Genomic DNA, 11733 nt, shown 5'->3' with positions numbered 1-11733 from the left:
TTTTTGACACTAAAATATGCTAATCTCTCAGTATCAATGATTTTGATTTTCTGTGGTATCCATGTCTCAATCTTTACTGTTCCATAAAGTCTATCCACACCCAACTAGCCGAGAATGGGTGGTGTTTGTGCATGGCGCTGGCGGAAGCTCATCTATTTGGTTTAAACAGATCAAAGCGTACAAACAGCATTTTAACTTGTTATTGATTGATTTACGCGGTCACGGAAAATCTCATCGTATTATCAAAGATCTGATTACTAATCGATATACTTTTAAAACGGTGACCATCGACGTCCTCAAAGTACTGGATCACTTGAAAATAGCTTCAGCTCATTTTGTCGGGATGTCTTTGGGCACGATCATCGTGCGTAATATTGCCGAATTATCTGCTCAGCGAGTTCGCTCTATGGTATTAGGTGGGGCGGTTACTCGCTTGAATATTCGTTCGCAACTATTAGTTAAGCTCGGTCATTTAAGTAAACATCTCATCCCCTATATGTGGTTATATCGTCTGTTTGCTTACATTGTGATGCCACAACGCAGTCAGAAAGAGTCTCGTCATTTGTTTGTTCGAGAAGCTAAAAAATTGTGTCAGCAAGAATTTAAACGTTGGTTTACGTTGACTGCCGAAGTGAATCCATTAATGCGTTATTTTAAAGATAGAGAATTGCCTATTCCGACGTTGTATTTAATGGGAGAGCGTGATTACATGTTTATTCGCCCAGTACGTGAAATGGTCGCCGCTCATCGGCAAAGTGAGCTGTTGGAGCTTCCAAACTGTGGGCATGTTTGTAATGTCGAACAACCGGAGTTGTTTAACCAGCTGTCGATTCAATTTATCCAGCGGCAAAGCACACCAACCACTTTATCTCATTCTGTGCTTTAATTTCTCCATTTGCTAATAGAAGAATACGATTGTGAGGCAGCTAGGTTTAGTTGCCCTAGTTTTATTATGTTGTTGATTTATAACGATAGCGATGGAAGGGGATGGCTTGCAGTTTTGTCCATTCAAGTCGTGTCAATGATACCGAAATGATGAATTTCAAACGGCTATAATATCTATCAGGGTAAGTGATTACGGATCAATATGCCCGCTACGCCTGACTGGCTAGCGGGCTAGGTATCTGAATTAGAATAGGCTTTTTTTCAGTTCTTCTCGGCGGCTTGGGGGGATAACCGACCAGTGTTTACCTTCAATTGCCCCTTCTAATGCCCACAATAGTTCTACACTGACATCCGATGAGTGACTTTGTCTAATTGCTTGATAAGCCGCAACAGAACCAGCTTGTTGTAACTGGTCAACGGAGTGAATACCTGCTTTTTTAAGCATCCGTTCAGTCGCTAAGCGTAGGTTAGGCAGGTCTTTTAAGCGAGTGGGTTTCGTTTGCTCTTGTTGCTCTCGCTCAGCTTTTGCATGGCGTAATGCAATGGTTGCTTCTTGCAAGATATGGTTTGGATTAAGCCAACAGGTATCAGGTAACGCAAAGTATTTAGTCACCACAGGAAAGCCCCGTTTTTTATAAACATAGGGTAGATAACCTCTTGCGGAAAAAACTTTGGCCGATTCATCGTCAGCTCGAAGATGCAGTTGATTATTGACAACTAAAGCGAACATGGTGTCATCGACAAAAATCCCGAAGCCACCAAACATTGAGCGCGACTTGACCTGGCCAAGCAGTTCGAATAGTCGCATTGAATCTTTTAATACGGGTTTATCCATGCTGTTATTCTCGGTGTATTAAGCAATTCGCCAGCAAAATCAGGTCCGAGAAAATAGCAAAAAGTCAAAAAGCATAATAGTAAGGGGAGTTGACTTCTTCTTTTGGCTATTTTGTCATCGGCAACCCCGCTACCTACCACTTTGGTTTAGGCCGGAGGCTTTGCGTCCCATCTTTTCAGATGGTTTGCCCTGTGCGTGACACGTTTCATTATTGACAAAATAGTATAACGTGGATGTATAAAATAAACAAATCATTGAATAAGTATCACACTCAGTCATCACTAGTATGCCTTTTATTTCATTGGTAGTGTGAATGGTTTGGGTATTAATAGCTCCAATCATAGCCTAGAGTTATGATTGGAGCTTGTGATTTATGATGGGGTAATGAAGTGCTTATCTATTAATTAGTGAGTTTTTTGACTGAATCACGCTCAACGATTTCTGGGTGCATTTCAAAAATACGTCTCTCATGTTCTTTATCTTTAATACGTTCTAACAATATTTCAAAGGCATTTTTACCTACACGGCGTTTAGGTTGGTGCACAGTGGTCAGTGGTGGAGAAAAATATTCAGCTAACTCAATATTGTCATAACCAATAACAGACATATCGTCTGGTACGCGTACACCACGTTGCTGTAAACGGCTGATTAAGCCTAATGCCATGGTGTCATTAAAGCAAAACACCGCAGTAGGGCGTGTATCCATCGCAATGATTTTATCCGCGGCCAGAACGGCAGTATCGCATTCGAAGTTACCTTCTAAGATCCAATCTTCTTTAACGGTTAGGTTAGCTTCTGCCATGGCACGACGAAAACCGGCAATACGCTCCTGACAGGCGGCTTTAACAAAGTGACCGCTTAGACAAGCGATTTCAGTGTGCCCATTTTCGATCAAATATTTTGTAGCCAGATAACCCCCTTCTTCAGAGTTATCAATGATTTTATCCGCTTGTGACGTTTGTGGGCCCCAATCCATAATAACTTTAGGGATGGAGGGATGACTGTCTAACATCTCAAGTAACTCTTCCGTTAAATCGGAGCACATGACCAACATTCCGTCGACCCGCTTTTCAGCAAGCATGCGAATATAATCACGCTGTTTCTCGTAGATACCACCAGTATTACAGAGAATGAGTGTGTAGCCTTGGCGGTAACAATAACTTTCAACCCCATCGATTACTTCAGAAAAAAATAAGTTGGTTGATTGAGTCACCAGCATACCGATTGTACGCGTTGTATTACATTTTAAGCTGCGTGCGACCGCGCTCGGTGCATAATTTAGCTGTTTAACAGCGTCCAAGACTTTTTCTTGGGTGGTTTCTGCCACAAAACGAGTTTTATTGATGACATGAGATACGGTTGTTGTTGATACGCCCGCTAGGCGTGCAACGTCTTTAATCGTAGCCATAAAATTATCCTGTCGATGACTGCTCGGTGTTGAGACAACTGGAGCAGTAGTTGTGTGCCCGAAAATGCAATCATCCTACTAGGGAGTGTGATAGACGAGAGGTTTGCCAAGGGTATTACCGGAGCTGCCCTTTATGCAAAGTCTCATGATTCGGGTATAGGCTAACGTCAGCCTAAAAGTAATAAAAACACAAAAACCGCTGTTAAATAGCGGCCTATTGGTTACATTTAATCTTGTTGATAACCAGCAAGATTCTAGACTGCAACGCAGTAACTCGCAATCAAATTCGGCCCATAATCCTTCCATTCAATGCTAAATAGGTACAATGTTTATCAAGTTGTGCACACCACCACTTTTCGACTGATAACGAGAAAATCAGTTACCCTCTATCATAGGTTTTGATTCAGGCAACTTAGGTTCATGAGTGACCCAATCGCGCATCGTTTGCCAAATGAGTCCTATGGTTTCATGCCAATATCGTTCAGTTTGCTCTAAATAGAGCGCTCTTGGGGTATATTTATCCCACGCTTGGCTGATATTAGTTTGAGCTAGGTAATTGGTTGGTGCTGGGATTGGATTTAGTCCAGCAGATTGAAACTCATTCATCGCTCGGGCCATGTGGCTGGCCGAAGTGACCAGTACTAAGGTGCGTTGCTGAACAAAAGCCGCCGCTTGTCTCGCTTCTTCCCACGTATCTTGCGCGGTTTCAAGCAAAATAATGTCCGATTTAGCAACACCAAGCGCCAGCGCAACTTTAGCCAACATACGTGCATGGCTAATTTCACTACCTCCTGCATAGCCGGACAAGATAAGTTTTGAACCGGGATACATTCGCATGACACGAATACCTTCCGTCAGACGCATTAAAGCGGCTCGACTGAGTTCTGAGGTTGGTGGAATGCTATCATCAACGACATGACCATTACCTAGTACCATTACGTAATCGATAGTACCTTCAACTGGTAAAAAAGCGCTGTACTGACGCTCCAAAGGCATCAATAACTGATTGGAGATTGGTTGAAAAGAAATGGCGAATAAACTGGACAAAGAAAACAATACTACTAGGCAACCAGTTTTACGCTTAGCGGTAAACATAATCAGCATTAAGCCGATAAAACCAATCAACAGCAGCGCTGGTAATGGCATCAGTAGAGAAGAAACGATTTTTTTCAGCTCAAACATAGATTAAATAGTCCGAAAAAACAGCACTTGATAATAAAATCAGCGAAAGGTCCTTTATTCCTGCCATTCCTATGACAGAATAGCAGCACGATTTATTATCATAACTCAAGCTACTGTGACTGAAGATCGCAATTTCGACGATATTGCCCACAAATTTGCAAAAAATATTTACGGCTCTGACAAAGGCGAGATTCGTCAAGTCATTGTTTGGGATGATCTCACGCAAATTTTGACCCATTTTAACGGCCAAACAACACCACTGCATGTTTTGGATGCGGGCGGTGGCCTTGCGCAAATGTCGCAAAAACTCGCGAGGCTTGGTCATCAGATTACATTATGTGATCTTTCACAAGAGATGCTCGATTTGGCCAAACAAGAAGTGACTGGCCAAGGGTTATTAGAGAGGTTTCGCTTTGTGCATTCCTCGGTACAAGCTGTGCAGCAACACTTGACGGAGCCCGTTGATATCATTTTATTTCATGCAGTGATGGAATGGTTGACCGATCCCCAAGAGGCTTTACAGCAGTTATTAACACTGGTACGTCCCGGCGGTATTGTCTCGGTGATGTTTTACAACCAACATGGCTTAGTTTATAAAAATGCGGTATGTGGCAATATTCCACATATTTTAAATGGCATGCCACATCGTAAACGATTTAAATTACAGCCACAAAAAGGGCTGATCCCCGCTGATGTATATCAGTGGATTGAACATGCTGGATATCAAATCATGGGTAAGTCAGGTATTCGCTGCTTTAGTGACTATATCGGCAATATGGCCAATATGGGCGAGTTTGAGTTTGCAGACCTGTTGGCATTAGAGCAACAATTTTGCCGCCAAGAGCCTTATCTATCTTTAGGACGCTACATCCATGTTTGGGCTAGGAAACAACCACAGGAAGAACAATGAGTGATATGACTCACAATGCGACTGAACAACCGATTGATGAACTCGTCAGTTGGGTGAAGCAGCACGATTTTTCTTTGAACTTACCTGCTGAACGGCTGGCGTTTTTAATAGCGATTGCTGTATTGAGCCATGAAAAATTCGATGAAGAATTAGGTGAAGGAGAATTGCATGATGCATTTGCAATTGTTAGCCGCCTATTTACTGAAACGGGTGAAGTCTCTGCATTTCGGGCTAATAATGCTATTAATGAACTGGTTAAACAGCGTTTGCTCAGTCGTTTTACTAGTGAGGTTACCGATGGCGCAAGTATTTATCGCTTATCTCCCTTAGCGATTGGCATTACCGATTATTATGTTCGTCATCGTCAATTCTCGAAATTAAAACTCTCTATTCAACTCTCTTTGTTAGCAGATGAAATGGCTAAAGCGGTTAAATCGGCTCAGCAAGGTGGTACACCCGCACATTGGAAAAAGAATGTTTATGGTGTATTAAAATACTCAGTGAGTGAAATCTTTGATCGTATCGATCTTAACCAACGCGTCTTGGATGAGCAGCAGCAATCAGTGAAACAACAAATAGCCGATCTATTGAATAAAGATTGGCGAGAAGCGATTCATAATTGTGAAAGTTTATTGTCTGAAACCTCATCAACATTACGAGAATTGCAAGATACGCTTCAAGCTGCAGGCGACGAATTACAAACTCAAATTCTTGATATTCAAGAGATTGTTTATGGCGATCCAGAATTAGAGTTTATCGATGAAGTGCTGTTTGTGCTGCAAATGAAGTTAGACCGAATCATCAGTTGGGGGCAACAAGCGATCGATTTATGGATTGGTTATGATCGTCATGTACATAAGTTTATTCGTACCGCGATCGACATGGACCAAAATCGTGCCTTCAGCCAACGTTTACGTCAGTCGTTACAGGACTATTTTTTACAGCCTTGGTTACTCACTTATGCAGAAGCAGAGCGTTTATCTGATCTGCGTGACGAGACATTGATGCTACGAGATGAAGAAGTCACTGGTCATATTCCACCACAAGTTGAATATGAAACGTTTCAAAAGGTTCACGATGAGCTTGCGGAACGTATTGCTGATATGCTCCAGAGTCACAAGCAGCAGGGCCAACCAATCAACCTTGGTCATGTTCTGCGTGATTATCTTGCCGCACATCCAAGAACCCATCATTTCGATCTAGCCCGCATTGTTGTCGACCAAGCGGTTCGCTTGGGCTATTCACAATCCGACTACCAAGCCATTCAACCTGATTGGCAAGCGATTAACCAATTTGGTGCAAAGGTACAAGCTAATGTCATTGACCGATATTAACCACTACATGCCAGAAAATCTGGCTAAAGCGATTGTTAACCCGCTTTTCCCGGCTTTAGACAGCCAATTACGCGCTGGACGTCATGTGTCTAGTGATGATTTAGATAACCATGCATTTCTCAGTGATTTTGAACCTGAGTTGGCTCTTTTTTATCAGCGCTACAATACCGAGTTAGTTCGTGCTCCAGAGGGCTTTTTTTACTTACGCCCACGTTCTACTTCGTTGATCAACCGCAGCGTTCTTTCTGAATTAGATATGCTGGTTGGTAAAGTGCTGTGCTTTTTATATCTAAGTCCAGAGCGTCTTGCCCATGAAGGTTTATTTACGTATCAAGAACTCTATGAAGAGTTATTGAGTTTGACCGATGAGAAGAAATTGATGAAGCTTGCGACCAATCGTGCGCAAGGTTCAGATTTGGATAAAGAGAAACTGTTTGAAAAAGTCCGTACCTCGCTACGTCGTTTACGCCGCCTAGGGATGATTATCCATCTTGGGGAAACGACCAAATTTAGAATTACCGAAGCGGTATTTCGTTTTGGGGCCGATGTGCGTATTGGTGACGATTTACGTCAGGCGCAATTGCGTTTGATACGAGATGGTGAAGCCGTTGTTCATAGTCAAGAGCCAAGTCAGCAAAGCTTATTGGATACGGTATCTGCTGACGAACAACATGAAGATCAACCGACATTATGGGAAGATGAAGCATGATTGAAAGAGGTAAGTATCAATCGCTGACCATGATCAATTGGAACGGCTTTTTCGCACGTACTTTTGATATTGATAATTTGGTGACGACGTTATCTGGAGGCAATGGGGCAGGTAAATCAACCACGATGGCGGCGTTTATCACCGCATTAATTCCCGATCAAAGTCTACTGCATTTTCGTAATACCACAGAAGCAGGCAGCTCTCAGGCATCTCGTGATAAAGGTCTTTACGGTAAATTACAACCTGGCGCTTGTTATGCGGCATTGGATGTGGTGAATTCTCGTCATCAACGCTTGCTGTTTGCGGTAAAACTGCAACAAGTCGCTGGCCGTGATAAAAAAGTCGATATTAAACCTTTTGTCATTCAGGGTTTACCTAGCCATATCAAACCGACGGATATTTTGATTGAAAGTGTTTCCGATCAACACGCTCGAGTGAGGCAGCTCAACGAAGTTAAAGAAGCCGTTCATGGTATTGAAGGGGCACATTTTAAATCGTTCAGTTCCATCGTTGATTATCACAGTCAAATGTTTGAATTTGGTGTGGTACCGAAAAAGCTGCGTAATAGCAGTGACCGCTCAAAATTTTATCGTCTCATTGAGGCCTCTTTATACGGAGGTATTTCCAGTGCGATTACCCGCTCATTACGCGATTACTTACTGCCACAAAATGGTGGGGTGAAAAAAGCTTTCCAAGATATGGAGTCAGCGCTGCGAGAAAACCGTATGACGCTGGAAGCGATAAAAAACACCCAAGCCGATCGTGATTTATTCAAACATTTAATCACCGAATCGACCCAATATGTTGCCGCTGATTATATGCGTCACGCTAATGAACGTCGTAGTAAAGTGCAGCAAACGTTGACCTTACGCCAAGAGTTATTTAGCGCACGTGATAGTTTGCTGGAGCACAATCGGTTATTGAATCAAGTGCACGAAGAGCTGGAAATATTGCTTGAACAAGAAGCTGCGCTGGAACAGGATCATCAAAGTGCAGCCGATCATCTACAGTTAGTACAAAATGCCCTTCGTCAGCAAGAAAAAATTGCCCGTTATCAAGATGATCTTGAAGAGTTGAGTTTGCGTCTTGAAGAACAGTTGATGGTGGTTGAGGAAGCGCAAGAGCGCTTAGTGATGGTTGAAGACCAAGCTACTGCTGCTGAAGAGGAAGTCGATAGTCTGAAAACTCAGCTCGCGGATTATCAACAAGCTTTGGACATTCAGCAAACGCGAGCTTTGCAGTATCAACAAGCGATGCAAGCCTTGGCCAAAGCACGTCAACAGCTCGCTGATGATAACTTGACGGCGGAAAGTGCTCAGGCGGTGATGATTGAGCTAAGTGGGCGTCAAGAGTCAACCACCAGCGAATTATTGGCGGTTAAACATAAGCTCGATATGTCTTCAGCTGCTTCAGCACGGTTTAACGAAGCCTTGCACTTAGTGAGTCGCGTTTTAGGTGATGTGGCTCGTAGCCAAGCAGCAGAGTGTGCAAACCAGTTACTCGCTCAAGCACAGCAAGCACAACAACTCGTACAGAATGAAGCGCTATGGTATGAACAGCAGCGAGATTTACAGCACCGTATCGAACAGCAACAATCCGTGCGTCAATCGGTGGCTGAATATCATCAGCAATTTCAGGTAATGCTGGATGATCCCTCTCAATTGCCGCATGAGCGTGAGCAGCACCTTGCACTTTTGGAAGAGCTTGAACAAGCACAAGAAGCACTACGCGATCAGCGTAGTCAACAGCGTGGTCTTGAACAAGAACAGCGTAATGCGATTAAACAGCTAGAGTCACAAGCACCGGCTTGGCACCAAGCGACAGAAGCGTTGCAGCTATTGCGAGAGCAAAGTGGAGCGAGTTTAGACAGCCGTCAATCGGTAATGGCTGAAATGCAAGCCATTCTAGAGCGTGAAAAACATCAATCGGCTCAGAAAGACGCATTGGCTCAACGTCGCGAGCAATTAGAAAATGATATTGAACGTTTAGCTTCACCGGGCGGATCGAATGATCCTCGTCTTAAAGGCCTTGCCGATACCCTTGGTGGCGTTTTACTTTCTGAAATTTACGATGATATTACGTTAGAAGATGCGCCGTACTTCAGTGCCATGTACGGTCCTGCCCGCCACGCGATTGTGGTCTCTGATCTTTCAGGCATAAAAGAAAAACTGGTTGAGTTAGATGACTGTCCAGAAGATCTTTATCTGATTGAGGGTGATATTGATGCGTTCGATGACAGCTCATTTAATGCGGCAGAACTGGAAGGTGCGGTCTGTGTTCAGCTCAATCAGCGTCAAATGCGCTATTCACGTTTTCCAAAAATTCCACTGTTTGGACGTGCTGCTCGTGAGCAGCGTTTAGAACTACTGCGCGATGAGCGTGATGAAGTCGTAGAAGCGCATGCTAAGGCCGCGTTTGATTCACAAAAGTTACAGCGCTTATACCGTAGTTTTAATGATTTTGTTGCTCAGCATTTGCAAGTTGCGTTTGAGTCGGATCCTGAACAAGCACTCAGTCATGCTCGTGATGCGCTCAATCATCTTACTCGCCAGTTAGTCGAGTTAGAGCATCAGCAACAGCAACAAACCAGTCGGCGTCAATTGAGTAAACAGGCATTAGCACTATTAGAGAAGATTGCACCTAATTTTCGTTTGTTATCTGAGTCTGGATTAACCGAACGAGCTGCAGATATTGATGCCAAGTTAGCTCAGTTGATGGAAGCCAAGGCTTGGCTGAATGCACATGGTAGAACGGTTGAACAGCTCGCGCCAATTGCTTCAGCGTTAGAGGTTGATCCTGAACAGTTTGAAGTTTTAGAACAGCAGTATCTTGCTGCGGATCGTTCGCTGCAACAACTGAAGGCGCAGATTTTTGCCCTAGCGGATTTGGTTGAACGTCGTCACCACTTTGCTTACGCAGATTCGGTGGATCTTCTCAATCAAAGTAGCGAACTCAGTGAGCAGCTAAAAGCCAAGTTAGTTCAAGCCGAGAGTTTACGTCAACGTACACGAGAAGAGCTAAAACAAGCGCAAGCGCAATTCAATCAATATAATCAAGTATTAGCGTCGTTAAAAAGTGCTCATCAATCCAAATTGGAAACGATGCAAGAGTTTAAGCAAGAGCTACAGGAGTTTGGCGTACATCCAGATGAAAACGCATTATTCAGAGCTCAGCAGCGCCGTGATGAGCTGCATGAACGTTTGCACAGCTCTCGTAGCCGTAAGAGTCACTATGAGCGGACAATCACCTCAACCGAAATTGAGATGAAATCGCTTGCCAAGCGATTGAAAAAATTAGAAAAAGAGTATCAAGATTTACGCACCTTCGTTGTGAATGCTAAAGCAGGATGGTGTGCGGTACTTCGTTTAGCCCGCCAAAATGATGTTGAACGTCGTTTGCATAAACGTGAATTGGCTTATTTATCGGCTGACGAGTTACGCTCCATGTCGGATAAATCGCTCGGGGCGCTACGTCTTGCCGTGGCGAATAATGAGGCGCTGCGTGATGCGCTACGTCTCTCGGAGGATAATGCTTATCCTGAACGTAAGGTACTGTTTTACATTGCGGTTTATCAGCACTTACGTGAACGAATTCGACAAGATATTATTCGTACCGATGATCCTGTCGAAGCGATTGAAGAGATGGAAGTCGAGCTAGCTCGTCTAACAGAAGAGCTGACTCAGCGGGAAAACCGATTAGCGATCAGCTCAGATTCGGTGGCGAGCATTATTCGTAAAACCATTCAACGTGAACAAAACCGGATCCGCATGCTTAACCAAGGGCTCTCGAATATCGCTTTTGGGCAAGTTAACGGTGTGCGCTTAAATGTCAAAGTTCGTGAAAGCCATGAAGTTCTGCTCAGTGGTTTAGCCGAGCAGCAAGCTCAGCATAAAGATTTGTTTGAAAGTTCACGTTATACCTTCTCAGAAGCGATGGCGAAGCTATTCCAACGAGTGAATCCCCATATCGATATGGGACAGCGTTCACCACAAATATTGGGTGAAGAGCTGCTCGATTACCGTAACTATCTAGAGTTAAGTGTTGAGGTTAATCGTGGTTCAGATGGATGGTTACAAGCTGAGTCGGGCGCATTGTCAACAGGTGAAGCGATTGGTACGGGTCAGTCCATCTTACTAATGGTCGTGCAGAGCTGGGAAGAAGAATCTCGTCGTCTACGCAGTAAAGATATTATTCCATGCCGTTTATTGTTCTTAGATGAGGCGGCACGTTTAGATGCTAAATCAATAGCAACGCTATTTGAATTGTGTGAACGTTTGGATATGCAATTGTTGATTGCGGCTCCAGAAAATATCAGCCCAGAAAGAGGAACCACCTATAAACTGGTGCGTAAGGTATTTAAAGATCACGAACACGTGCATGTCGTAGGATTACGTGGCTTCACCAGTGAAAAACCGAAAAATGAGTCTCTGCCGCTAGCCGATGCGCTTAGCTAGGGCTTAGCCACTTATC

8 protein-coding genes and 1 riboswitch are annotated in these 11733 nt (G+C 43.7%); of the genes, 5 read left to right on the top strand and 3 right to left on the bottom strand.

All coding sequences use genetic code 11. The features are described 5' to 3' along the window. The first annotated feature begins 61 nt into the window (after window positions 1–61). A complete protein-coding gene (locus BSR11_RS06175; protein ID WP_072669574.1) occupies window positions 62–886 on the top strand; it encodes an alpha/beta fold hydrolase in 825 nt (274 codons plus the stop codon). A 243-nt stretch (window positions 887–1129) separates the two neighbouring features. Here the strand turns inward: BSR11_RS06175 and BSR11_RS06170 are convergent, their stop codons facing one another. The 3 genes from BSR11_RS06170 to elyC form a co-directional block, all read right to left on the bottom strand. Then, the gene (locus tag BSR11_RS06170) at window positions 1130–1720 is read right to left on the bottom strand and encodes a TfoX/Sxy family DNA transformation protein (protein ID WP_072669573.1); all 591 of its coding nucleotides are present in this window, start codon (window positions 1718–1720) and stop codon (window positions 1130–1132) included. A 116-nt stretch (window positions 1721–1836) separates the two neighbouring features. Next, window positions 1837–1919, bottom strand: a riboswitch (cyclic di-GMP riboswitch). Window positions 1920–2120: 201 nt separating this feature from the next. Then, a complete protein-coding gene (purR, locus tag BSR11_RS06165; RefSeq protein WP_072669572.1) occupies window positions 2121–3128 on the bottom strand; it encodes an HTH-type transcriptional repressor PurR in 1008 nt (335 codons plus the stop codon). Between the two features lie 375 nt (window positions 3129–3503). Then, complete coding sequence (elyC, locus tag BSR11_RS06160; protein ID WP_072669571.1) at window positions 3504–4310, bottom strand: envelope biogenesis factor ElyC; 807 nt, start codon at window positions 4308–4310, stop codon at window positions 3504–3506. Between the two features lie 115 nt (window positions 4311–4425). Between elyC and cmoM the strand changes: the two genes are divergently transcribed. Genes cmoM through mukB form a run of 4 tightly spaced genes read left to right on the top strand, consistent with a single transcriptional unit; the run spans window position 4426 to window position 11717 of the window. Next, on the top strand, window positions 4426–5220 hold the full coding sequence (cmoM, locus tag BSR11_RS06155) for a tRNA uridine 5-oxyacetic acid(34) methyltransferase CmoM (RefSeq protein ID WP_072669570.1): 795 nt from the start codon (window positions 4426–4428) through the stop codon (window positions 5218–5220). After that, on the top strand, window positions 5217–6554 hold the full coding sequence (gene mukF, locus BSR11_RS06150) for a chromosome partition protein MukF (RefSeq protein WP_072669569.1): 1338 nt from the start codon (window positions 5217–5219) through the stop codon (window positions 6552–6554). The genes cmoM and mukF overlap by 4 nt, the downstream gene beginning before the upstream one ends. Beyond that, the gene (gene mukE / locus BSR11_RS06145; protein WP_004395095.1) at window positions 6535–7263 is read left to right on the top strand and encodes a chromosome partition protein MukE; all 729 of its coding nucleotides are present in this window, start codon (window positions 6535–6537) and stop codon (window positions 7261–7263) included. Before mukF ends, mukE begins: the two co-directional genes overlap by 20 nt. Beyond that, a complete protein-coding gene (mukB, locus tag BSR11_RS06140; protein ID WP_072669568.1) occupies window positions 7260–11717 on the top strand; it encodes a chromosome partition protein MukB in 4458 nt (1485 codons plus the stop codon). The genes mukE and mukB overlap by 4 nt, the downstream gene beginning before the upstream one ends. Window positions 11718–11733 lie beyond the last annotated feature (16 nt).

It is taken from the genome of Vibrio injensis (assembly GCF_001895205.1).
Classification (GTDB): Bacteria; Pseudomonadota; Gammaproteobacteria; order Enterobacterales; family Vibrionaceae; genus Vibrio; species Vibrio injensis.
The sequence above is the reverse complement of the archived record's forward strand: the minus strand, read 5'-3'. Positions and strand labels throughout refer to the sequence as shown.

Excerpts from the sequence above, each read along its gene's own strand:
- elyC (WP_072669571.1), bottom strand. The coding sequence starts at position 4,310 with ATGTTTGAGCTGAAAAAAATCGTTTCTTCTCTACTGATGCCATTACCA.
- BSR11_RS06170 (WP_072669573.1), bottom strand. The coding sequence starts at position 1,720 with ATGGATAAACCCGTATTAAAAGATTCAATGCGACTATTCGAACTGCTT.
- mukE (WP_004395095.1), top strand. The coding sequence starts at position 6,535 with ATGTCATTGACCGATATTAACCACTACATGCCAGAAAATCTGGCTAAA.
- purR (WP_072669572.1), bottom strand. The coding sequence starts at position 3,128 with ATGGCTACGATTAAAGACGTTGCACGCCTAGCGGGCGTATCAACAACA.
- mukF (WP_072669569.1), top strand. The coding sequence starts at position 5,217 with ATGAGTGATATGACTCACAATGCGACTGAACAACCGATTGATGAACTC.
- BSR11_RS06175 (WP_072669574.1), top strand. The coding sequence starts at position 62 with ATGTCTCAATCTTTACTGTTCCATAAAGTCTATCCACACCCAACTAGC.
- mukB (WP_072669568.1), top strand. The coding sequence starts at position 7,260 with ATGATTGAAAGAGGTAAGTATCAATCGCTGACCATGATCAATTGGAAC.